General features: G+C 67.6%; 20 protein-coding genes and 2 tRNA genes. 10 read left to right on the top strand and 12 right to left on the bottom strand.

Annotation, left to right across the window (positions count from 1 at the left end; all coding sequences use genetic code 11):
* The first annotated feature begins 105 nt into the window (after positions 1-105).
* The 9 genes from ftsZ to F7D01_RS02890 all read left to right on the top strand — a co-directional run bounded on the left by ftsZ (position 106) and on the right by F7D01_RS02890 (position 9977).
* The gene (ftsZ, locus tag F7D01_RS02925; RefSeq protein WP_215228761.1) at positions 106-1902 is read left to right on the top strand and encodes a cell division protein FtsZ; all 1797 of its coding nucleotides are present in this window, start codon (positions 106-108) and stop codon (positions 1900-1902) included.
* A gap of 92 nt (positions 1903-1994) precedes the next feature.
* Positions 1995-3716 carry an SPOR domain-containing protein gene (locus F7D01_RS02920; RefSeq protein ID WP_215228760.1) on the top strand — a complete coding sequence of 574 codons (1722 nt, stop codon included), beginning with the start codon at positions 1995-1997 and terminating at the stop codon, positions 3714-3716.
* Between the two features lie 149 nt (positions 3717-3865).
* Positions 3866-4366 carry a YbjN domain-containing protein gene (locus F7D01_RS02915; RefSeq protein WP_215228759.1) on the top strand — a complete coding sequence of 167 codons (501 nt, stop codon included), beginning with the start codon at positions 3866-3868 and terminating at the stop codon, positions 4364-4366.
* A gap of 153 nt (positions 4367-4519) precedes the next feature.
* Positions 4520-5266 carry a Bax inhibitor-1/YccA family protein gene (locus F7D01_RS02910; protein ID WP_215228758.1) on the top strand — a complete coding sequence of 249 codons (747 nt, stop codon included), beginning with the start codon at positions 4520-4522 and terminating at the stop codon, positions 5264-5266.
* A 185-nt stretch (positions 5267-5451) separates the two neighbouring features.
* Positions 5452-6507 carry a hypothetical protein gene (locus tag F7D01_RS02905; RefSeq protein ID WP_215228757.1) on the top strand — a complete coding sequence of 352 codons (1056 nt, stop codon included), beginning with the start codon at positions 5452-5454 and terminating at the stop codon, positions 6505-6507.
* 105 nt (positions 6508-6612) lie between these two features.
* Positions 6613-6688 (top strand) — tRNA-Ala (locus tag F7D01_RS02900).
* Between the two features lie 165 nt (positions 6689-6853).
* Positions 6854-7915 (top strand): GTPase ObgE, encoded by a 1062-nt coding sequence (gene obgE, locus F7D01_RS02895; RefSeq protein WP_215228756.1) that lies wholly within the window; start codon positions 6854-6856, stop codon positions 7913-7915.
* A gap of 35 nt (positions 7916-7950) precedes the next feature.
* The gene (gene proB, locus F7D01_RS15125) at positions 7951-9072 is read left to right on the top strand and encodes a glutamate 5-kinase (protein WP_251567014.1); all 1122 of its coding nucleotides are present in this window, start codon (positions 7951-7953) and stop codon (positions 9070-9072) included.
* The gene (locus tag F7D01_RS02890; RefSeq protein ID WP_251567013.1) at positions 9069-9977 is read left to right on the top strand and encodes an NAD(P)-dependent oxidoreductase; all 909 of its coding nucleotides are present in this window, start codon (positions 9069-9071) and stop codon (positions 9975-9977) included. Before proB ends, F7D01_RS02890 begins: the two co-directional genes overlap by 4 nt.
* A 1-nt stretch (position 9978) precedes the next feature.
* Here the strand turns inward: F7D01_RS02890 and F7D01_RS02885 are convergent, their stop codons facing one another.
* The 9 genes from F7D01_RS02885 to F7D01_RS15405 all read right to left on the bottom strand — a co-directional run bounded on the left by F7D01_RS02885 (position 9979) and on the right by F7D01_RS15405 (position 18418).
* Positions 9979-10752, bottom strand: a complete 774-nt coding sequence (locus F7D01_RS02885; protein ID WP_215228754.1) for a phosphoadenylyl-sulfate reductase — start codon at positions 10750-10752, stop codon at positions 9979-9981.
* A gap of 1 nt (position 10753) precedes the next feature.
* Positions 10754-11146: a DUF934 domain-containing protein gene (locus F7D01_RS02880; RefSeq protein WP_215229634.1), complete on the bottom strand. Its 393-nt coding sequence runs from the start codon at positions 11144-11146 to the stop codon at positions 10754-10756.
* Positions 11147-11222: 76 nt separating this feature from the next.
* On the bottom strand, positions 11223-12851 hold the full coding sequence (locus F7D01_RS02875) for a nitrite/sulfite reductase (protein ID WP_215228753.1): 1629 nt from the start codon (positions 12849-12851) through the stop codon (positions 11223-11225).
* Positions 12851-13147, bottom strand: a complete 297-nt coding sequence (locus tag F7D01_RS02870) for a DUF2849 domain-containing protein (RefSeq protein ID WP_215228752.1) — start codon at positions 13145-13147, stop codon at positions 12851-12853. Before F7D01_RS02870 ends, F7D01_RS02875 begins: the two co-directional genes overlap by 1 nt.
* Positions 13144-13902, bottom strand: coding sequence for a uroporphyrinogen-III C-methyltransferase (gene cobA / locus F7D01_RS02865; RefSeq protein WP_215228751.1), 759 nt, complete (start codon positions 13900-13902; stop codon positions 13144-13146). Before cobA ends, F7D01_RS02870 begins: the two co-directional genes overlap by 4 nt.
* A gap of 30 nt (positions 13903-13932) precedes the next feature.
* Positions 13933-15150 carry a mechanosensitive ion channel domain-containing protein gene (locus F7D01_RS02860; RefSeq protein WP_371819672.1) on the bottom strand — a complete coding sequence of 406 codons (1218 nt, stop codon included), beginning with the start codon at positions 15148-15150 and terminating at the stop codon, positions 13933-13935.
* Between the two features lie 4 nt (positions 15151-15154).
* The gene (metC, locus tag F7D01_RS02855) at positions 15155-16363 is read right to left on the bottom strand and encodes a cystathionine beta-lyase (protein ID WP_251567012.1); all 1209 of its coding nucleotides are present in this window, start codon (positions 16361-16363) and stop codon (positions 15155-15157) included.
* On the bottom strand, positions 16360-17199 hold the full coding sequence (locus F7D01_RS02850) for a sulfurtransferase (protein WP_215228749.1): 840 nt from the start codon (positions 17197-17199) through the stop codon (positions 16360-16362). The genes metC and F7D01_RS02850 overlap by 4 nt, the downstream gene beginning before the upstream one ends.
* Before the next feature lie 40 nt (positions 17200-17239).
* Positions 17240-18418, bottom strand: a complete 1179-nt coding sequence (locus F7D01_RS15405; protein WP_215228748.1) for a hypothetical protein — start codon at positions 18416-18418, stop codon at positions 17240-17242.
* Between the two features lie 122 nt (positions 18419-18540).
* Here F7D01_RS15405 and queF point away from each other — a divergent pair, with 122 nt between their 5' ends.
* Positions 18541-18999 (top strand): preQ(1) synthase, encoded by a 459-nt coding sequence (gene queF / locus F7D01_RS02840; protein WP_215228747.1) that lies wholly within the window; start codon positions 18541-18543, stop codon positions 18997-18999.
* A gap of 388 nt (positions 19000-19387) precedes the next feature.
* Here the strand turns inward: queF and F7D01_RS02835 are convergent.
* The 3 genes from F7D01_RS02835 to F7D01_RS02825 form a co-directional block, all read right to left on the bottom strand.
* Positions 19388-19463 (bottom strand) — tRNA-Thr (locus tag F7D01_RS02835).
* Positions 19464-19482: 19 nt separating this feature from the next.
* On the bottom strand, positions 19483-20361 hold the full coding sequence (locus tag F7D01_RS02830) for a hypothetical protein (protein ID WP_215228746.1): 879 nt from the start codon (positions 20359-20361) through the stop codon (positions 19483-19485).
* Positions 20358-21674, bottom strand: a complete 1317-nt coding sequence (locus F7D01_RS02825; protein WP_215228745.1) for a replication-associated recombination protein A — start codon at positions 21672-21674, stop codon at positions 20358-20360. The genes F7D01_RS02830 and F7D01_RS02825 overlap by 4 nt, the downstream gene beginning before the upstream one ends.
* Positions 21675-21808 lie beyond the last annotated feature (134 nt).

The following is a 21808-nucleotide window of genomic DNA, read 5'->3' as shown; positions in this document are numbered from 1 at the left end:
CATGCTTGTGGAAAAATGGCTGGATAACAATACAGCCCCAGCCGTTTGTGCCACAATAAAGCAATCAAGGGTCCGCCTCGATCGGACTGACGGAGTAACAGCGTTATGAGCATCAATATCGGCCCCGCTTCCGGCGACGAATTGCGCCCCCGGATCACTGTGATCGGGGTCGGCGGCGCGGGCGGGAACGCCATCGCCAACATGATGGAGGCGGAGGTCGAAGGCGTCGATTTCATCGTCGCCAACACCGATGCGCAGGCGCTCAACAATTCGACGGCGGAACAGCGCATCCAGCTCGGCCCCGATATCACGGGCGGCCTGGGTGCGGGCGCGCGGCCCGAAGTGGGCAAGGCGGCGGCGGAAGAAACGCTGGCCGATATCGAGGGTATGCTCGAGGGCGTGAACATGTGCTTCATCGCCGCGGGCATGGGCGGCGGCACCGGCACCGGTGCCGCGCCGGTCATCGCGGAGGCGGCGCGCCGCATGGGTGTGCTGACCGTCGGTGTCGTGACGAAGCCGTTCCTGTTCGAGGGGACGCGCCGCATGCGCGCCGCCGAATCGGGTATCGAGGAGCTGCAGAAGCACGTCGATACGCTGATCGTCATTCCCAACCAGAACCTGTTCCTGATCGCCAAGGCCGAAACCACGTTCAAGGAGGCGTTCCAGCTCGCCGACGAGGTGTTGCAGCAGGGCGTACGCTCTATCACCGACCTGATGGTGATGCCGGGTCTCATCAATCTCGACTTCGCCGACGTGAAGTCGGTGATGGAGGAGATGGGCAAGGCGATGATGGGCACCGGCGAGGCCGAGGGCGAGAACCGCGCTCTGGAAGCTGCCGAGCGCGCCATCGCCAACCCTCTGCTCGACGGCGTCTCGATGGCCGGGGCCAAGGGCGTGATCATCTCCATCATCGGGGGCGAGGATATGCGCCTGCTCGAGGTGGACGAGGCGGCGAACCATATTCGCGACCTGGTGGACGAAGATGCGAACATCATCTGGGGTTCGGCCTTCAACCCCGACCTCGATGGCAAGATCCGCGTATCGGTGGTCGCGACCGGCATCGATTCGGTGGGCGATCGACGCGAAGCGGCTCTGCCTCGCCAGGCCGCGGCTTTCGGCAGCAGCCAGCCCCTGCGTACGCCCGGCAGCGGTGCGCAGACCGGTGGCGAGTCCGGCGACAGGTCCGGCGGCGGGGAAGAGCGCGGTGCGACTGCCTTCGGATCGCCCGCTCCACGCTTCGATCGGTTCGATGAATCGGCGGACGAGGATACGCATCGGGACGGCGACCGGTCGTCCGATGATTTGGCAAGCGACGCGCTCGCCGATCTGCGCAACGACTCTGCCGGGCGAGAAACCGCAGCGGCCGCCGCGACGGACGATAGCAGCTTTGCCGCAAGACCGGGCTCCGACGGTGGCTATCCCAGCGCTGAACGTCGTGAAGACGACCGGTCTGCCCGCGCGGCTGAGGATGACGATGCGCTCGACCTGGCGGGCAGCGAAGTCGACCGGCCCCACTCGTTCGACGCTCCGTCCGACACTGCGACCCAATCTCCCGCGTCGAGAACGCGCGATAGCAATCGTGGGGGCAACGAGCGTGGCGAATTGCTGCTCGGCGACGAAGCGGAAGACGGCGGGGCCGCTGGCGACGACGAAGAGCGCGGCGGCCTGCTTCGTCGCGGTCGGCGTCTGGCCGATGGAGAGCAGACTGGTGGGCGATCCGAGCGGCCCGAACTCCCGCGCAAATCGCCGGGCGGGGGCGGCACCTTGTTCGAGCGTATGGCCAACCTCTCTCGCGGGTCTGGAGATAGCAAGGCCAGCCGCGCGGATGCAGACGGCGATGACGACGATTCGGACGGCTCATTGAACATTCCGCGCTTCTTGGGGCGGCAGAACAACCAGTAACGAGACGAGCCGCCTGCCTTGTCGGGTCTCCGTCGCCCCGTTCCCGCTTCGTTCAGGTGGTATCGCTACACGCGTCGGGGCATATGCGATTCATGATCCGAGCGTTCCCAACTCCCTTCGCGCTGGCACCGGTGGCGCTGGCGCTGACCGTGGCGGGTGTGGCCATCCCGGCGCATGCGCAGACTCGGATGGTCAGCCGCGAGGTCGTGCAGCCGCTTCCCGCGCAGACTTCCGCCGATCTTACCCGGGCGCTTTCGCGGCTGGCGCAGGATACGAAGGACGTCACCGCGCTGATCGATGCCGGGGTCGCCTCGCTCGAACTGGGCGACACCGATGCCGCGCTCGGGTTCTTCGGTCGTGCGCAGGAACTCTCGCCCCAGGATGCGCGGATCAAGGCGGGGTTTGCCGCGGCCTATGCGCGCCAGCAACGCCCGGTCGAGGCACTGCGCCTGTTCGACGAGGCGGAGCGCGCGGGCGTTGCCATCACGCGCCTCGCTGGGGAGCGGGGCCTGGCCTACGATCTCGTCGGTGCGGGGAAGGACGCGCAGCGTAACTACCATACCGCGCTCGACCTGTCGGACGACCCCGAGGTCAGGCGTCGCCTTGCCCTGAGCTATGCCATCGGCGGGGATCGGACGGCCTTCGAATCGACGCTGCGTCCGCTGCTGGACCTGCAGGACCCCGCCGCCTTTCGTGCGCGCGCGTTCGGGCTGGCCATTCTGGGGGATGGCGAGGCCGCCGTGGCAATCCTGGAAGCGGCAATGCCGCGCGAGACCGCGCGCAAGCTGACTCCCTATCTGCGCTACATGCCGCAACTGACTGCGGCGCAGCAGGCCGCCGCCGCGAACCTGGGCGTGTTTCCGCGCGCCACGCAGATCGGACGCGACGATCCGCGCATTGCCTCGGCCGCCGGATCCTTTGGAGCAGCCGAGGCTCGGCTGCGCCCCAGCGGCGCGCCGCTCGGTCCGGCGGTGACGCAAGCTGCCCCGGCAGCCAAGGCCGCTACGCCTGCGCGCAAGCTCGCGGCCGCCCCTGCGCCCAAGTCCAAGCCCGAGCGGGCACGTGCCGAAACCACGCAGGCCGGTGTCCGCGTGGCGGAAGCGGGTCGACCGCGCGGCGAACTGCCGCCCGTGACCGCCGCCGCGGTCCCGCCCACTACCTCGGCCAACACCGCGCCCGCGCGGGCTCTCATCTTGCCCGACGACGAAACGCCGGCCCCTGCTGCGGTGACGGTCGCCGCGAGCGCCCCCTCCGCGCCTCGCTTCGATCTCAGCAAGGTGCCCGATACGCCGCTCGCCCAGACCGGTCGGTCGGCATCGACGGAGCCTGCGCCGAGTCCCACGTCCGCACCGGCATCTGCGCCGGCTCCAGCCGCCAGCGTGGCGAGCGCCTTCGCCGATCTCACTCTGCCTGCCGACCCGATTCGCGCCCGGCCCGGAAACGCGGTCGACATCACGCGGATCAAGGTCCGCCGCGAGGTCGCGGCGGCACCCGAACCCGAACCGGCCGCAAAGGCGGAGCCGCCCAAACCGGCCAAGCCAGTGAATCCCAGCCGAATCTGGGTGCAGGTCGCGACCGGGAAGGATCGCGATGCGCTGGGATGGGATTGGCGACGCTTCACGAAGAAGGCGGGCAAGGTCCTCGACGGGAAGGGCCCGTTCACGGCCCCCTGGGGCGAGGCCAATCGCTTGCTCGCGGGTCCTTACACCAGCCGCAAGGAAGCCGACGCCGCGCTCGACGAACTAAAGGAAGCGGGGATCGACGGCTTCCTCTTCACCAGTCGGGCGGGCGAGGAGATCGCCCCGCTAAGCTAGGGGAATAGAACCGGTTTTCCCCGGAAAGCTGTGCACATGGTTTTCACAGGGAAGGGCGAATTTCCCCAGCCGCGATGGCCTCGCCAGGTTGCCAGCGGAGGGGTCGGCAAGCGATGTAGCGGCCATGCCCGATCGCTATGGTAAATCCCATGCTCGCTAACGCCGCCCTGCTGGCCGACGACGCCCCGCCGATGGAGATGCTCGCCGCGCTGTTCGACGCGCGCGGATGGCATATCGCCGCCAGCGAGACCGACGATTTCGCCGGTGAGATCAAGGGGGCCTGGTCGACCTATCAACTGCGCGCGATCTGGCGCGGGCACGACCGGGTCCTGCAATTGCTGTGCCTGCCCGACATCCGTGTCGCGGCCGACAAACGAGCCGGAGCGCACGAATTGCTGGCGCTGATCAACGAGCAGCTCTGGCTCGGCCATTTCGATATCTGGTCCGATGGCGGAATCCTGGTCTATCGGCACGGGGCGATGCTGGGAGACGACAACACCCTGACGCTGGCGCAGGCGCAGGCGATGGTCGAAACTGCGGTCGAGGAATGCGACCGGTTCTATCCTGCTTTCCAGTTCCTTTTGTGGAGCGACAAGCCCCCGCGCGAAGCACTGGAAGCGGCGCTGATCGACGCGCTGGGAGAGGCCTGAGCAGGGCGCTTTCCCGCCACTCAGCGATGGTTAATGGCGGGCGTGGCATTTCTGCCTCACGAAGCTTGAATTTCCGGCGGATACGCCCGATATTCGACTGACAGCGCAGGGGCAATCCGCCACTCGCGCGATCTTGAGGAGTAGGACTTAGACATGGCCGATTGGAACGACCCGCAACGAACGCAAGGCGGCTTCCGCGCCGTACCGCGCGCGGGGAGCGACGTCGCATCGCGCACGACCTTCGACGCGGGTCTGCGCAAGTACATGCTCTCGATCTACAACTACATGGCCTCGGCCGTGCTGCTGACCGGCGTCGTTGCGCTGCTCACCGCGCGCAGCGGCCTCGCGTACACCTTCGCCAGTGGCCCGCTGATGTGGCTGGTCGCGCTGTCGCCGCTTGCGATCGTTTTCGCGATGAGCTTCGGCATGAACAAGTTCTCGAAGACGACGCTGCAGGCGCTCTATTGGGGCTTCGCGTTCCTGATGGGTCTGTCGCTGTCGACCATTTTCCTGGTCTATACCGGCGGTTCGATCGCGGCGACGTTCTTCGCCACGGCGGGCGCGTTCGCGGGGCTCAGCCTCTACGGCTACACCACCCAGCGCGACCTGTCGGGCATGGGCAGCTTCCTGATCATGGGTGTGATCGGCCTGATCATCGCTTCGGTCATCAATATGTTCCTGCAGTCGACCGGCCTGATGTGGGCGATCAGCTTCCTCGGTGTGCTGATCTTCGCTGGCCTCACCGCCTACGATACGCAGAAGCTGAAGGCGATTTACAGCCAGGTGCGCGGGACGCAGATGATGGACAAGGTCGTGATCATGGGGGCGCTGAACCTCTATCTCGACTTCATCAACATGTTCCTTTTCCTGCTTCGCTTCATGGGCAACTCGCGCGGTTGATCCACGCCTGATGCTCGCGGTCCAACGGACTGCGGCAGGAAAGACTCAGTTCATCGTGCCCGGAGTGCCCAAGCGCATTCCGGGCATTTTCATATCCGGACCAAGCGATTAGGGTGCCCATTCAGCGCCGGGCCATGCCCCCGGCAATAGACAAAACGGCATTGCCGGAGGGAGCCCCGATTTTTATGAATTCCGAACTGTCACGCGCATCCCGCCTCATCGTTGCGCTGGCCGGTCTCGCCGCGCTGGCCGCGTGCGCCACGCCCCCGCCGCCTCCTCCGCCCCCGCCGCCGCCGCCGCCCCCCCCGGTGGTGATCCCGCCGCGTCCCACGCCGCCCCTGGGCGCAGCCGCCACGATGCTGATCCCGCCGGTCGGGCCCAACGGGGTGCGCCAGACGGTCAATAGCGATATCTCGCAAGCCCAGGTGACGTGGAACCTGCGTTCTGCGCTCAACGTCGCAGCGCTCAATTGCGTCGATCCGCAATATGCCGCGATGATCCCGAACTACACGATCTTCCTCAAGAATTTCGAGAAGCCGCTGCGCGCCACCAACACGGCGGTGGAGAAGGAATTCCGCGAACGGTACGACACCGTGCGCGAGGCACGCGCAGCACAGGACAGCTACAACACCCGGGTCTACAACTATTTCGCGATGCCGCCGGCGCAGGAGTATTTCTGCGACGCGGCCATGCAGATCAGCCAATCCGCGCTGTCCGTTGCCCCCGGGTCGCTGGATGCCTTCGCGGCAGGTGCGCTGCCGCAGATCCAGGCCGCGTTCGAGAAGTTCTTCAGCGCATTCGAGAGTTATCGCGTGGCTGTGGCGCAATGGGACGCACGGTATGCGCCGGAGACCGTACAGTCCGCGGTCGTCTTCACCAGCAACGATACAGGTGTCGCCACACCGGGTATGGGGGCGACCGGAACCGGACTCGCTTCGGCGGATACGGTTGCGCCTGCCCAGCCTACTATTGCACCGGGGGAAAGCCCGACCACCCCGCTGGCGAGCGAAGCCTATCCCCGTGCCACGCAGGCACCAGCCCCCGGTGCAACGGTCATGGCCGAAACGCCCGCGGAGCCTGCCGCGAGCGATGCGACACCCGCGCTGGCATTGCCCGGCGAGGCTGCCGCGCCGCAGGCGCAGGCAGGCCCGTCGCTGACCCTCCCAGGCGAGGATCCGGCAAACGGATCGACGGATGGTGAGGAAGAACCCGCGATGCAGGGCCAGCCGCTCGGCCAGTAGCAGGAATTCGCGGCAAAAACCCTTTGCAGCACCTCTCCGCATTCGCTAAGGGCGCCCTCCTTGGCAATGCGGGAGACTGCTCCCGCCGCCTGGAAAACCTGGAACGGGGCCGTAGCTCAGTTGGGAGAGCGCGTCGTTCGCAATGACGAGGTCAGCGGTTCGATCCCGCTCGGCTCCACCAGGTTTTTATCTTCGAGCAAGTCCTGGATTTTCGGGGCCGACGGGCCATCCGCAGTTCCGACAGGTGCGAGGATAGCCGGAGGACTGGCTGGCGCTGTCGGCGCTTTAGGCGAAAACAAGTACCCCGGCGCTGGCGTAACCCCTCGAAAATCACTACTTCGCCACGATGCATTTTCTCGATCAGGCCAAAATCTACGTGCGCTCCGGCGCGGGAGGGCCCGGCGCGGTCAGCTTCCGGCGTGAGAAATATATCGAATATGGCGGCCCCGACGGCGGCAATGGCGGGCGCGGGGGCGATGTCGTGTTCGAAGCGGTGCCCGGCCTCAATACCCTGATCGACTTCCGCTACGCCCAGCATTTCAAGGCCAGCAGGGGCGCGCACGGCATGGGCAAGGACCGCACCGGGGCGGGTGCGGACGACCTCGTGATCGAGGTGCCGGTGGGAACGCAGATCCTGTCGGAGGACAAGGAAGAGGTGCTCGCCGATTTCACCGAAGTCGGGCAGCGTATCGTCTTCCTCGAAGGCGGCATGGGCGGGCGCGGCAATGCCAGTTACAAGACCAGCACCAACCGTGCGCCGCGCCAGCACCAGCCGGGCGAGGCGGGGCAGGAGATGTGGGTCTGGTTGCGGCTGAAGCTGCTGGCGGATGTCGGCCTGGTCGGTCTGCCCAATGCGGGCAAGAGCACCTTCATCAACGCGGTGTCGAACGCGGGGGCCAAGACCGGCGCCTATCCCTTCACGACCCTGATCCCGAAGCTGGGCGTGGTGCGCCACAAGGCGCGCGAGTTCGTTCTCGCCGACATTCCCGGCCTGATTGCGGGCGCGGCCGAAGGCGCGGGGATCGGCGACCGGTTCCTGGGCCATATCGAGCGGTGCCGCGTGCTGATCCACCTGGTGGATATCGCAGGCGAGGACCCGGTGGCGGCGCTGCGGACGGTCGAGGGCGAGCTGGAGGCCTACGGCGCCGATCTCGCGGATAAGCCGCGCCTGATCGCACTCAACAAGCTGGACCTCGCCGACGCTGAACTGGGCGAGGCGTTCGCCCAGGAGTTGAAGGAAGCGGGCGCGGACGAGGTCTTCGTCGTCTCGGGTGCCACCGGGGAAGGCATCGAACAGCTCCTCGACGCCGTTCTGGGCTACCTGCCCGAACGCACGGCCACGGAAACGCGCGGCTCCGAACAGGAAGAGGCGGAGGCCGAGCCCGCCCCCTGGTCGCCGCTCGATTGACGCGACCGCCGCGCGGACTCTAGACGCGAGGATAGATGGCGATCGCCACCCTTGAGGACCTGCGCCGCGTGCGCCGTGTCGTGCTGAAGATCGGCAGTGCCCTGCTGGTCGAGCGCGGTGAGCCGCGCGCCGCCTGGCTGCGGGCGCTCGCCGGGGAAATCGCCGCCATGCGCGAGAGCGGCCAGCAGGTCGTCGTGGTCAGCTCCGGAGCGATCGCGCTGGGCGCGGCGCAGTTCGGGCTGGAGCGGGGCGGGCGCGCGACGCTGGCGGATGCGCAGGCCGCTGCATCGCGCGGGCAGCTCGCGCTCGCACGACTTTGGGACAAAGCGCTGGACGCGCACGGTCTCGCCGCGGCTCAGATGCTGGTGACGCTGGGCGATCTGGAAGACCGGCGGCGCTATCTCAACGCCTCCGCCACGCTGGATCGGCTGCTGGAGCTGGGCGCGGTGCCGGTGGTGAACGAGAACGACAGCGTCGCGACCGAGGAAATCCGCTTCGGCGACAACGACCGGCTTGCCGCCCGGGTCGCGCAGGCGGCCGGTGCCGATGCGGTGCTGCTGCTATCCGATGTCGACGGGCTCTACGACCGCGATCCACGGGAAGCGGGCGCGACACGCCTGTCGGTGGTGGAGACGATCGACGAGACGATCCGCGCCATGGCCAGCGACCGCTCGGGTTCCGGGCTCGGCTCGGGCGGGATGCAGGCGAAGATCGCCGCGGCCCAGATCGCGACCCGCGCCGGGATCGCGCTCGCCATCGGCAATGGGCGCGAGGGCGCCCCGATCGCGCGCGCGCTGGACGACGGGATCGGGACGCTCTTCCTGCCCGGCCAAGGGGCCGCGGCGCGCAAGGGATGGCTGGGCGGTCGCATCGCGCCGGCAGGCACGCTGACGGTGGACGAGGGCTGCGCGCGCGCGCTGACGACCAGCGCCAGCCTGCTGGCCGCCGGGATCGTGGCGGTCGAGGGAGATTTCGGGCGCGGCGATCTGGTTCGCGTGGCCAGCGCGTCGGGTCGGGCGATCGCGCAGGGGCTGGTCGAATACGACGCCGCCGCCTGTCGTGCGATCATGGGGCTGCGGGCGGAGGATCAGTCCACCGCGCTCGGCCATGCGCCCCGCTCCGCGGTCATTCACCGCGACCATCTGGTGCTGCTGTGACGCTGGCGATCACCGGCGGGACCGGCTTCGTCGGACAGGCATTGCTCGACCGGCTGGCGGCCGAGGGGACCGGCGCGCGCGTCCTCGCCCGCACGCCACCCGCGGACCGACCCGGGTTCGAATGGATCGAGGGTAGTCTGACCGACGGTTTCGCGCTCGAGGACCTGTTGAAAGGGGCCGAGACGGTCATCCATATCGCCGGGCTGACCAGCGGTACGCGGCCCGAACACTTCCAGATCGCCAATGCCGAGGGGACGTTCAACATCGTCAAGGCGGCGCGCGAAGCGGGGGTGCGGCGCTTCGTTCTGGTCTCCTCGCTCGCCGCACGCGAACCCGAGTTGTCGGCCTATGGTGCGTCAAAACGCCGGGCTGAGAAAATCGTCGCGAGCAGCGACATGGAATGGACGATCGTGCGCCCCCCTGGCGTCTATGGCCCGCGCGACGTCGACTATCTGCAGATGTTCCGGGCCGCGAAATGGCATGTCCTGCCCCTGCCGCCGGCGGGCCGTAGCTCGCTGATCCATGTGGACGATCTGGCTCGACTGTTGATCGCACTGATCCCGCGCGGCGAAGGGGCGAGGGGTGAAATCCTGGAGCCCGACGACGGGCGTAAGGGCGGATGGACCCATGGCGAGCTGGCCCACGCAATCGGGAAGGCAACGGGCCACTGGGTCGTCGGCCTGAACCTGCCGCGACCGCTCATGGAACTGGGCGCGCGCCTCGATTTGGCAATGCGCGGAACGCAGGCGCGGTTGACCCCGGACCGCGTCGGCTATCTCGTCCACCGCGATTGGGTGGCGGCGCGCGAGCGGGCTGTCCCCGAACGGCTCTGGACGCCTGAGATCGCGACCATGTCCGGCCTCGCGGCCACCGCGCGCTGGTATCGCGAGCAGGGCTGGCTCTAGCCTAGAGAAACGGCTCCAGCCCGGACGACGCGCCGCCATCCTCGCCGTCGGTGTGGATGCCGCATTCGACCTTGTCCCAGCCTTGCCACCGCCCCGATCGGGGGTCTTCGCCCGGAGCGACCGCACTGGTGCAGGGCGAGCAGCCGATGGAGGGGAAACCCTTGGCGACTAGCGGATGCGCAGGCAGCTCGTGTTCCGCCATATAGGCGGCGATACGCTCCGCATCCCAATCGATCAGCGGATTGATCTTGAGCCGACCCGCGGCGTCGGTCGTGTCGATCTCGAACCGGGGCAGGTTCGCACGGGTGCCGCTCTGGAACGCCTTGCGCCCGGTCAGCGTGGCGTCGAAACCGGCCAGCGCGCGGGCGAGGGGGCGAACCTTGCGCAATTCGCAGCAGCCATCGGGATCGTAGGACCAGCGCAGGCCGCTCTCGTCGCGCGCGGCGATGTCTGCCGGGTCGGGCGTCAGGACGCGCAAGCCGGTCAGGCCGAGATGATCGACCAGCGTATCGCGATAGGCAAGCGTCTCGGCGAAATGCTTGCCGGTATCTAGGAACAGGACGGGCAGCGATGGATCGACCTCGGCCACCAGATGCAGCAGCACCGCGCTTTCCGCGCCGAAGCTGGAGACGAGCGCGATGTGTCCGGCCGCGGCTTCATCGACCAGCGCGCGCAACATGTCCGCCGAATCGTCGGCGCGGAAGCGCCGGTTCAGCGCAATCGCGTCGCTTTCGGAAAAGCGCGGGCCCGTCTCGAGCCGGTCGATGGCGCGCATCTCATTGATGGCGCAGGCTCCAGATCGGGCGCGCCTGATCCGCGGCGGGCTGATAGACGTGCGGGAAACGAGCAAGCGCCGCCTCGACATCGGCCTCGTCCAGCGGGTGATCGGGCGCGAAGGCATCGAAGCCACAGCGGCGCATATAGGCGATCTGGTCGACCAGCACGTCGCCCACCGCGCGGAGTTCTCCGGTGTAACCTGCTTCGCGCAGGATGCGGGCGGCGGAATAGCCGCGCCCGTCGCCGAAGCTGGGAAAATTGACCTCGACCAGCTTTAGCTTGGCAAGCAGGGGCAACAGCTCGCGCGCGTCGTCGCCGGGTTCGATCCGTACCGCCGCGCCGCCGCCTGCAGCCACGAAGCTGTCGACGGTTACCGATCCGTGATCGGCCATCGCGTCGTCGCGGAAGCGGAATTGCACTTCGTCGCGGCCGGTGCCGAGCCCGCCCTCGCCGGGGGATTGGGTTGCGTCAGCCATACAGCGCCTCCTTGAACGGCTCCATGCCGATGCGGCGATAGGTATCGAGGAAGCGCTCGCCATCGGTGCGCTCGCGCAAATAGAGGTCGGTCACGGTTTCGATCGCATCGACCACGCCCGCCTCGTCGAAGCCGGGGCCGGTGATCTTGCCCAGCGAGCAATCCTCCGCCTCGCTACCGCCGAGAAGGAGCTGGTAGTTTTCGACGCCTTTTCGGTCGACGCCGAGGATGCCGATATGGCCCGCATGATGGTGCCCGCAGGCATTGATGCAGCCGGAAATCTTCAGCTTGAGCTGACCCAGCTCGCCGGTCTTGCCGGTGGCGGCGAACCGCTCCGAAATCTTCTGCGCCACGGGAATCGAGCGAGCATTGGCAAGGCTGCAATAGTCTAGCCCCGGGCAGGCGATGATATCCTCCACCGTGTCGAGATTGGGTGCGGCAAGCCCCGCTTCGGCGAGCTTTTTCCAGATCGCGGCCAGATCGGCCTCGGCCACATGCGGTAGCACGATGTTCTGCGTGTGCATGACCCGCAGCTCGTCGTGGGAATAGCGCTCGGCGAGGTCGGCCATCAGGCGCATCTGTTCCGCGGTGGCATCGCCGGGGATGCCGCCGACGGGCTTGAGCGAGATCACCGCGGCGACGTGGCCCGGCACCTTGTGCGGATGAGTGTTGCGTTCGACCCAGAGCGCGAAGTCCGGGTCCGACCGATCGATTTCCTCACCCGTCTCCGGCAGGTCCGGATCGCCAAAATAGCCCTTGATCCGCTCCAGCTCTGCCAGGGGCGGTTCGATGCCCTGATCGAGCAGGTGCGCGAACTCTTCCCCCACCTGGCGGGTATATTCCTCCGCGCCCAGCTCGTGGACCAGGATTTTGATCCGCGCTTTGTACTTGTTGTCGCGCCGACCGTGGCGGTTGTAGACGCGCAAGCAGGCTTCCGCGTAGGTGACGAGCTGGTCGAGCGGCACGAAGTCGCGGATCATCGGCGCGATCATCGGGGTGCGGCCCATGCCGCCGCCGACGTAGAACTGCGCACCAAGCTCTCCGTCACGCTCGACGATGCGGATGCCGATATCATGCAGCCGCATTGCCGCGCGGTCGGTTTCCGACGCGATCACGCAGAACTTGAACTTGCGCGGCAGGTAGCTGAATTCGGGGTGGAAGCTCGACCATTGGCGCAGCAGCTCGGCATAGGGGCGCGGATCGGCGACTTCGTCCGCGGCGGCGCCGGCGAAATGGTCGGAGCTGATATTGCGGATGCAGTTCCCGCTGGTCTGGATCGCATGCATCTCCACCGTCGCCAGATCGGCGAGGATGTCGGCGGCATCCTCCAGCTTGATCCAGTTGTACTGGATGTTCTGGCGGGTGGTGAAATGGCCGTAACCGCGGTCGTACTTCTCCGCGATGTCGGCGAGTGCGCGCATCTGCGTGGAACTGAGCGTGCCATAAGGCACCGCGACGCGCAGCATGTAAGCGTGGAGCTGGAGGTAGAGGCCGTTCATCAGCCGCAGCGGCTTGAACTGGTCCTCGGTCAGCTTGCCTTCCAGCCGGCGCTGCGCCTGGTCGCGGAATTCCTCCACCCGGGCGTCGACCATCGCCTGGTCGTATTGGTCGTATCGATACATCAGATCACCCAGTTGCCGGCTTCGGGATCGGCGGGTTTGAGAGTGAGGTCGGGGCGGACGGTCGGGCCGAGCGCGCGGACGCGGTCCTTGATATGCGCGGGCCGCACGCCGTCGGCGGTCTGCTCCGCCTCGATCGCGTAGGGCACGTTGACGTGCCGCGCCGCCTCTTCGCTGCGCGCGATGGCGTCGGCCTGATCGCCCACATCCACCGCGTCGTCCACCTGGAGCGACCAGGCTCTGCCGGTCCACCACACCACCGCGCCGGTTTTCAGATCGTTGCCGGTAAGGATTATCACAGCGCCGCCTCCATCGCTGTCTGTGCGAGCACGGTGTCGGTCCGTGCGGTCACCGCGCCGATCACGATCAGCGCCGGGCTCACGACCTGTTCGTCCACGATTAAGTCCGGCAGACCAGCCAGTGGCGCGCGCAACACGCGCATCTCCGGCCGCGCGCCGTTCTCGATCACCGCGACGGGCATGTCGGGCGCGAGGCCATCGGCCATCAGCTTTTCAGCGATCTGCGGTGCGGTCTTCACACCCATGTAGATCACCAGCGTACGGCCCGGCCCGGCAAGCCCGGCCCAGTCCTGTTCGGACAGCCCCTTGCACTGGCCCGCGACGAAGCTGACGATGCTGGAGGCGTCGCGATGGGTCAGCGGGATTTGCGCCGCAGCCGCCGCGCCGTTCGCGGCGCTGATGCCGGGCACGATCGCGACCGGGACGCCCGCCGCTCGCGCCGCCTCGGCTTCCTCGCCCCCGCGACCGAAGACGAACGGATCGCCGCCCTTGAGGCGCACGACATCGTGGCCGGCGCGCGCTTCGCGGACCAGCAGGGCGTTGATCTCGTCCTGCGGCAGCGTATGGCGCGCGCGCTGCTTCGCGACGGAGACCAGCCGGGCGTCGGAACGCGCGAGGGCGAGTATCTCGGGCGAGACGAGCCCGTCGTGCACGATCAGGCGGGCTCGCCCGATCAGGCGCGCCGCGCGCAGCGTGAGCAGGTCGGGGTCGCCCGGACCAGCGCCGACGAGGTGGATGGTTCCGCAATCTTGCATGCGAAGATAGATGCGCGTGCCCGGCGACCTTCACCAACGAGAATGCGTGGCCGCTCTGGTAGCTGAAATTTTGAAAGCGCGCGTTTGCGGGGCGCTAGCTATCCTTGTCGGCGATATCCCGGTTTTCGCCTTCCCCCCCCTCTTTTTTCTGCGGCGGAGCGACCCGCTGCGCGATCGCGGCGACGAGCTGGTCGAACTGTTCGTTGTGCCGCAGGTTGAGATCTCGCTGCGGGAAGGGGATTTCGACGTCGTTTTCCTGGAACAGGTCCCACAGCCGCTTGAGCACGTCGGACTTGATGTTGCCGACGCCCGCCTCCGGATCGTTGATCCAGCACTGATGATGAAATCGACCGAGCTGTTGCCGTAATTGTCGAGCCAGACGAGCGGCGGCGGCGAGGCAAGTACGCGCTTGGCGCTCTTCGCCGCCTCGAGCATCAGTTCCTCGGCCAGCTTGATGTCGCATTGGTAGGAAACGCCGACGGGCACCTGAATGCGCACGTTCTTGCTCGAATAGGACCAGTTTTCGACCTGATTGACCATCAGGTTCTCGTTCGGGATCAGGTATTCGCGCTGATCCCGCGTGGTGATCGACACCGCGCGGATGCCGATCTTGCGGATTTGGCCGAACACGAAATTGCCGGTGGAATCGGCCGTCGCGATGACGTCGCCCGGCTTGATCGAGCGATCCATCAGCAGGATGATCCCCGCGATCAGGTTGCCGAAGGTCTTCTGCAAACCGAAACCGATGGCAAGGCCGAACGCGCCGGAGAAAACCGCCAGCGCGGTCAGGTCGATCCCTAGCAGATCGATGCCGAGCAGGATCGAGCCCGCCCACACTGCGATCGAGACCAGTTTCTCGGCCAGCAGCCGCTGCGCCATGTCGAGCTTGGTCAGGCGCTTCAGCAATGCGTGCGAGGCCTTGGTCAGCAGATAGGCCAGCACGATGACGAGGGCGATAATCATCGCCCAGACCATCACGTCCCACACAGAGATGTGGAACTTGCCGACGGTGATCGCCATCGAATCGAGCTTGTCGACGATGTCGCCGACGGTCTGGCTCTTCTGGTTCACCGCCTCGCGGATGTCGTCCGCGGCCGCCGCGGTTTCGGCGGGCGACGGGGTCGCGGTGGGCACCGGCGTGGCAGAGGCGCTGGCCGTGGCGCTCCCCGTGTCGGTCGGGATCGGCGCTTCGCTCGGCGCGAGATCGGTGATCGACTGGGGAACGGAGGAAGAGGCGAACAGCAGCATGCGGTTACGGGGTATCCATCGCGGCAAATGCCCGGTCAAGGTCGGCGATCAGATCGTCCGGGTCCTCCAGCCCGATGGCGAGCCGCACGCCGAGCCGGTCCTCCGGCGCGAAATCACGTGGCGGCCAGCCGCTCGCCGGGCGGATCGGGGCCGGGTCGAAGGGGACGACCAGGCTCTCGAAGCCGCCCCAGCTATAGCCGATGCCGAACATTTCGAGCGCATCGACGAAGGCTTCACGCTGCTGCGCCGTGCGGTCGTGCAGGACGAAGCTGAGCAGGCCGCAACCGCCGGTGAAGTCGCGTTGCCACAGCTCATGATCGGCGGAGCCGGGCAGCATCGGGCACAGCACCTGCGCCACCTCCGCCCGGCCACCCAGCCATTCGGCAATCCTCAGGCCGCTCGCCGCGGTGCGGTCCAACCGCAAGCCCATCGTGCGCAGGCCGCGCAGCATCAGCGCCGCATCGTCGGGCGACACGATCTGGCCGAGTAGCTGCGCAGTATGGCGTAGCTTGCGATAGAGGGACGCGTCGCCGGTTGCGGCGGACCCCATCATCGCATCCGAATGCCCGCCGACATGCTTGGTCAGGCTCATCACCGTGATATCGACGCCGCGTTCCAGGGCGGGAAAGCCGAGCGGCCCGGCCCAGGTGTTGTCGAGCAGGCTCACCGCCCCATGCTCGCGCGCGATCGCGGCGAGGGCGGGGACGTCGCACAGCTCCATCGTCAGGCTGCCGGGATTTTCCAGCATCACCGCCGCCTTCCGATCGCAGAACAGCGCGGCGAAACCATCGAGATCGCGCGGGTCGAAATAGCGCGTTTCGATGCCGTACCGTGCAAGCAGGTCGTCCGCGATGGCGCGTGTGGGCTCGTACACGTTGTCGGTGCACAGCAGCACGTCGCCTGCCTTGAGCACCGCCAGCAGAGCGCCTGCCAGCGCGGCGGTGCCGCTGGGATAGAGCATTGTGCCGTGCGCCCCCGGCTCCAGCTCGGTCAGCGCATCGGCCAGCGCCCATTGCGTGGGTGCGCCCCGGCGACCGTAGTGAAAATGTCCGTCCGCATTCGCGCGGCCGCCTGCGCGCCGGTCGGCATCGCTGTCGAACAGATGCGTGCTGGCGCGCCAGACCGGCGGATTGACCACCGGCCCCGTCCATTCGCGCCGCCGCCCGGCCTCGACCAGTCGCGTCCCGGTGCCCTTCTCGCGCTTCTCGCTCATGCCGCTGGCCCTTTTTCCTTTGGAGTGTCTGGATCCGCCCCCCATTCCGACCAGCTCCCGTCATAGAGGGCGACGTGCGGTGCACCGATCAGCTTGAGCGCGAAGACCAGCACCGATGCGGTCACTCCGCTGCCGCAAGTCGCCACGACGGGCCTATCGGGATCGATCCCCGCGCCGAGGAATGCCTCGCGGATTTCGGGAGCGGGCAGGAAACCACCGTCCTCCCGCAGCAGCCGAGTGTACGGCAGATTGCGGGCCCCGGGGATATGCCCACCGGGCAGATTATGCACATTATCCTCGGTTTCGCCGGTGAACCGACCCGCATCGCGCGCATCCACGACCTGGTCCGCATGGGTGGTCAGATTGTCGAGCATTTCCTGCTTGTCGCGCAGCTTCGCGCGGTCGGCCGCGATGGGGCCGAGGGGGGCCGCTTCGCCGTGCCATGCGCGGGAAGCGGTCGGGCGTCCGCTCTCCCGCCAGGCGGAGAAGCGGCAGTCGAGCACCTGCGCGTCCAGCCCGAACAGATCGAACAGAAACCACGCCCGACAGGCACTGCGCAGCGCGCTATCGTCGTACAGTACCACCGCGCTGCCATCGCCGATGCCGCGCGCTTCCAAGTGGTGCCGGAAGGTCGCGGGCGAAGGTATCTTTCCCGGCAGGGGGCTGTCGGGCTCCGCCAGCTCGGCCAGGGTCAAATACCGGGCGGACGGGATATGCGCCCTCTCGAAATCTGCGCGCGCGTCGCGTTCTGCCGACGGAAGGTGGAGCGAGGCGTCGGCGTTGGCGAGAGCGGGTTCGCCCAGCCGGGCGGCGAGCGTGTCGGGATGGATCAGCATTGCGGGCCGCGATAGCGTGCAAGTGGCGCGCGGTCGAGGATCAGGCGAGCGCGCGGGTCGCCACGTCGCGATAGGTCTGCACCTGCTCGTCCAGCCGGAAGGGTTGCAGCCGCGCGCCCGGCTCGGCCGGACGCCGCCCGACGACCAGCGTATGCGGAGCCGGAGCGATCTCGTCTGCCGACAGCACCAGCCGCAACAGCGGCACGATCAGCGGGGCCTTGCCCTGCCAGATCGGTTGCACGGACTGGAGCGGCAGGCGGACCTCGCCCTTGAACTCGTGTTCCTCGCCCGGCGCGAGGCTCTCGACCTCGTGCAGCAGGGGAAACGCGGCGGAGGCATCAGCCAACTGGCGGTCGACCGGCGCGCTACCGTGCGCGCTGGCGAGATCGCCCGCGATCCGCAGGTGCGTTACCGGCGCACTGCCGCGATTGGCGATAGCGAAGCGATAGGCGAGCGTAACGTTGGCAAAGCTGCGAACCACGCGCAGCGCATCGGCGGTGAGTTCCAGCCGATGCTGCACCGATCCGCCGACAGGGCCGGGTTCGGCGGACGCCGGTGTGTTTGTTGCGGCGGCAGGGGCGGCGGTGCGATCGACCCGCGGCCGCTCGATCACAGGCGCTTCGACTGTGGAACCATGGGAATGCCGACGCCCGCGGAAGATCGCGAAGCCGATACCGGCGGCGATCAGGACCGCAAGCGCGACCATCCACCATTCCAGACCCCCGTCCGGCTCGGTGGGTTGGGCCGCCGCGGCGGTATCTTTATCGGTGCCGGGCGGCGGGAGCGCGGGCGAAGTGAAGTCGGACAGCGGTCCGGCAGGCTCCTGGGTCGCGCCCGTCTCCGGTGCGGCAGACCCGGTCGGCGAGGGTGCGACGCGCGCCGGGGCCGCTTCGGAACGGCGCACGGGAGTCGCGGATGGCACCGTGTCGGGCAGGACGATAGTCGGCTGGCGTTGCGGCGTGCCGCGGGTGGGTGCAGCCGTGGGGTTCGGCGTCGGGATGGCGGTCGCGCGCGGAGTGGGCGAGGCGGAAGGCGTCGGCGTGCGGATCACGCGCGGCTGGGCGGGGACGGGATTGTCCGGATCGACCGGCCCTTGCACGTGCGGCGTCGGCGTTTCCTGCGGCGGCAGGCGGAAATCCGGCACGGACTGCGCCGCGGCGGGCGCGCTCGCCACTGTCAGCAGCAGGATGGACAGACGTATCGAGGCGGGGCGGATCATTTGCGGCGACACCAGGCAAGCAGGCAAGGCACGGTAAGACAGAGGCGGCGCTGAATACGCTGTTAATCCGCATGGTCAATCGGCGGCTTGTGTCACGCGCGCGATCGCGGCACATGCGGCGCATGAGCGACACAGGCACTCCCCGTTTTCTCGGCCAATCGAGCCCGCTGCCCGCCTCGCCGGAAGAGGCCGAGCTGGACTACGTCCCCAATCCGCGGGCCGGCAGCCTGTATCTGGTGCGGTTCGCCGCGCCGGAATTCACCAGCCTGTGCCCCGTGACCGGCCAGCCGGATTTCGCGCATCTGGTGCTCGATTACGCGCCCGGCGAAACGATCGTCGAGAGCAAGAGCCTGAAGCTGTTCCTCGGCTCCTTCCGCAACCATTGCGGGTTTCACGAGGATGTGACGGTCGGTATCGGCCAGCGGCTGGCGGAAGAGATGAAGCCCCGCTGGCTGCGGATCGGCGGCTATTGGTATCCGCGCGGCGGCATCCCTATCGACGTGTTCTGGCAGACCGCCGCCCCGCCCGAGGGGCTCTGGGTGCCCGATCAGGGCGTGGCAAGCTATCGCGGGCGGGGTTAGGACGAGCTTGAGAGGAAATCAGTTACTGGACGAGTAAGAGGCCCACCCAATCGGGGCGCTCTTCCCGGCGAGCCAGGATGCGGCGCGCGGCGGGGCCTGTAATCTCCCGCAATGCGCTCCGGATCGAAAACCCGTGCTACGGCCTACAGACATCACCGTGTCGCGCGCGCCGCGGCAATATCAATAACGGGCGACCTTAGCGGAGGCAAACGGGAGGGGTGATGCGCGGCGAGGACTCCCATGTCCCTCGCATCGCGCTCCGGACCGGCGGGCCCGTGCTACGGCAGGGAGATTCACCGTGTCGCGCGCATCGATTTCATGGAATACGATAGTCCGGCGTTCGTCGCAACGGTTCAGAACACGTCACGTCTGCGGCTTGCGGAGATCTTGGTGCCGGCTGCAGGATTCGAACCCGCGGCCCCCTGATTACAAATCAGGTGCTCTACCACCTGAGCTAAGCCGGCACTGAACAGCGCCTTTCGATCAGGCGACGCCGAAAGTCCAGCCCTCGGTATGGGCGATCTCGGGCGTCAGCCCCGCCGGGTTCCAGCGTGCGGGTTCGCCCGCGACCTTTCTCAGCCACGCGGCGGTGAGCAGCGCGTCGGCGCTGTGATCGTCGATCGGGCCGGTCTGGGCAAGAGTGGGCGAGCCCAGTGTGGCGAGCGCTCCGTTCAGTTCCTCGTAGCTGCGCATCTTCGAGCGCGAGGCACTGCGCCCCGCCTCCAGCGCGGCGAGAGCGGTGTAGATCTCGACGATTACCGACCCGCTGTCGGGCAGCGGATCGACCGGCCACACCGGCACCCGGTCGCCGAGCCGGTGCAGCACGCGCATGCCGGTCAGGCTCGACTTCCCCACCTGCGCCGCGCCGACGAGGTTGAAGTTTGAGTAGGGCTTGCACCCCATCTCCGCCTGCCGCGCCTCGGTCACGCGAAAGCGACCGCGCCCGTGCGCGGCGTCGTCACAGCGGAAGCGTTCGCCTTCGCGACCGCCATGGCGGCGAAAATACGGGGCGAAGCGTGGATCGTCGACGAACGCCGACGCGGCAAGATGATCGTCTTGCGCGCATACCCGGTCAACCAGAGCCCACAGCGATCGCGCATCGGGCGGGCTTTCGGGGAGGCCCGGGAAAAACGCCCCGCAATCGGCGAAGGGCAGCGATATTCCTAGGTCGACCCCCACCAGCGTATCTTCCGGCAGGTCCAGCGAAGCTGCGAGCACATCGGTCCGCGACCAGCTCGGGCGACCGGGCAGAAGCACCGGCGGCCCGCCCCGCGCCTCGGCTATGGCCAGCGCGATCCCCTTGTGTCGTTCACCCGCCGCGCCCGACCAGTCCACGGCGAGGAAGTGGCGGAACCGGGTCATGCGCGTTCCCGCCGCAGCCGGTCCCAGTATTCGAGGCGCTTGGCGATTTCGCGCTCGAAACCGCGCCCGACCGGGCGATAATAGGTCTGCGGCTCCATTTCGGCGGGCCAGTAGTCGTCGCCGGAGAACCCCTCGTTCGCATCGTGGTCGTAGGTGTAGCCCTTGCCGTAGCCGACATCCTTCATAAGCTTGGTCGGCGCGTTGACGATGTTCATCGGCGGCATCAGGCTGCCCGTCTCCTTCGCGCTGCGGAACGCGGCCTTCTGCGCCTTGTAGCCGGCGTTCGATTTGGGTGCGGTGGCAAGGTAGAGGCAGGCCTGCACCAGCGCCAGCTCGCCCTCCGGGCTGCCGAGGAATTCGTAGGCGTCCTTCGCCGCGACGCATTGCGGCAGCGCCTGCGGGTCGGCGAGGCCGATATCCTCCACCGCCATGCGGATCAGCCGCCGGGCGAGGAACAGCGGCTCCTCCCCAGCGACCAGCATGCGCGCGAGATAATAAAGCGAGGCCTGCGGATCGGACCCGCGCACCGCCTTGTGCAGCGCGCTGATGAGATTGTAGTGCCCCTCGCGGTCCTTGTCGTACACCGCCACGCGGTGCTGAAGGAACTGGCCGAGTTCTCCCGGGCCGAGCGGTTGCTCGATCTTCGCGGCGTAGAGCGTTTCCGCCTGGTTGAGCAGGAAGCGCCCGTCGCCGTCCGCGCTCGCGATCAGCGCGGCTCGTGCCTCTCCGGTCAGGGGGAGGGGGCCTTCGAGCGCCTCGGCCTTGTCCAGCAGTTCTCCCAGCGCCTCGGCATCCAGCCGGTGGAGGATCAGCACCTGCGCGCGGCTCAACAGCGCGGCGTTCAGCTCGAAGCTGGGGTTTTCGGTCGTCGCGCCGACCAGAGTTACCGTGCCGCGTTCCACGAAGGGGAGGAAACCGTCCTGCTGCGCGCGGTTGAAGCGGTGAATCTCGTCCACGAACAGCAAGGTGCGCTGTCCCGCCTCAGCCGCCTTGTCCGCCGCGGCGAACGCCTTCTTGAGATCGGCGACGCCCGAGAACACCGCGCTGATCGCCTCGTAGCGCATGCCCACGCTGTCGGCGAGCAGACGTGCGATGCTGGTCTTGCCGGTGCCGGGAGGTCCCCACAGCACCATGCTGGAAAGGCGACCGGCGGCGACCATCCGCCCGATCGCGCCCTCCGGCCCGGTCAGGTGGGCTTGCCCCACGACCTCGTCCAGCGCGCGCGGCCGCAGCTTGTCGGCCAGCGGCGCGCCCTCGCGCGGCTCGGCGGGTGCGGCGCTTTGCGGTGGATCGTCGTTGAAGAGATCGGCCATCGCAAGCCTATCTAGGTCGCATGCCGGCACTTTCCCACCCACTCGCGAACCGCACCGGACGGACAGGGACGTCGGTTCGCCTCGGGTTCGACGGAGGCGCGCAAACATTTTGCGGCAGGCCGCCAAATTGGACT

Source organism: Erythrobacter sp. 3-20A1M (genome assembly GCF_018636735.1).
Taxonomy (GTDB): domain Bacteria; phylum Pseudomonadota; class Alphaproteobacteria; order Sphingomonadales; family Sphingomonadaceae; genus Alteriqipengyuania.
Note: the sequence above shows the minus strand (reverse complement) of the source record. Positions and strands in the feature narration are given on the sequence as shown.

Excerpts from the sequence above, each read along its gene's own strand:
- ftsZ (WP_215228761.1), top strand. The coding sequence starts at position 106 with ATGAGCATCAATATCGGCCCCGCTTCCGGCGACGAATTGCGCCCCCGG.
- F7D01_RS02920 (WP_215228760.1), top strand. The coding sequence starts at position 1,995 with ATGATCCGAGCGTTCCCAACTCCCTTCGCGCTGGCACCGGTGGCGCTG.
- F7D01_RS02915 (WP_215228759.1), top strand. The coding sequence starts at position 3,866 with ATGCTCGCTAACGCCGCCCTGCTGGCCGACGACGCCCCGCCGATGGAG.
- F7D01_RS02910 (WP_215228758.1), top strand. The coding sequence starts at position 4,520 with ATGGCCGATTGGAACGACCCGCAACGAACGCAAGGCGGCTTCCGCGCC.
- F7D01_RS02905 (WP_215228757.1), top strand. The coding sequence starts at position 5,452 with ATGAATTCCGAACTGTCACGCGCATCCCGCCTCATCGTTGCGCTGGCC.
- obgE (WP_215228756.1), top strand. The coding sequence starts at position 6,854 with ATGCATTTTCTCGATCAGGCCAAAATCTACGTGCGCTCCGGCGCGGGA.
- proB (WP_251567014.1), top strand. The coding sequence starts at position 7,951 with ATGGCGATCGCCACCCTTGAGGACCTGCGCCGCGTGCGCCGTGTCGTG.
- F7D01_RS02885 (WP_215228754.1), bottom strand. The coding sequence starts at position 10,752 with ATGCGCGCCATCGACCGGCTCGAGACGGGCCCGCGCTTTTCCGAAAGC.
- F7D01_RS02880 (WP_215229634.1), bottom strand. The coding sequence starts at position 11,146 with ATGGCCGATCACGGATCGGTAACCGTCGACAGCTTCGTGGCTGCAGGC.
- F7D01_RS02875 (WP_215228753.1), bottom strand. The coding sequence starts at position 12,851 with ATGTATCGATACGACCAATACGACCAGGCGATGGTCGACGCCCGGGTG.
- cobA (WP_215228751.1), bottom strand. The coding sequence starts at position 13,902 with ATGCAAGATTGCGGAACCATCCACCTCGTCGGCGCTGGTCCGGGCGAC.
- F7D01_RS02860 (WP_371819672.1), bottom strand. The coding sequence starts at position 15,150 with ATGCTGCTGTTCGCCTCTTCCTCCGTTCCCCAGTCGATCACCGATCTC.
- metC (WP_251567012.1), bottom strand. The coding sequence starts at position 16,363 with ATGAGCGAGAAGCGCGAGAAGGGCACCGGGACGCGACTGGTCGAGGCC.
- F7D01_RS02850 (WP_215228749.1), bottom strand. The coding sequence starts at position 17,199 with ATGCTGATCCATCCCGACACGCTCGCCGCCCGGCTGGGCGAACCCGCT.
- F7D01_RS15405 (WP_215228748.1), bottom strand. The coding sequence starts at position 18,418 with ATGATCCGCCCCGCCTCGATACGTCTGTCCATCCTGCTGCTGACAGTG.
- queF (WP_215228747.1), top strand. The coding sequence starts at position 18,541 with ATGAGCGACACAGGCACTCCCCGTTTTCTCGGCCAATCGAGCCCGCTG.
- F7D01_RS02830 (WP_215228746.1), bottom strand. The coding sequence starts at position 20,361 with ATGACCCGGTTCCGCCACTTCCTCGCCGTGGACTGGTCGGGCGCGGCG.
- F7D01_RS02825 (WP_215228745.1), bottom strand. The coding sequence starts at position 21,674 with ATGGCCGATCTCTTCAACGACGATCCACCGCAAAGCGCCGCACCCGCC.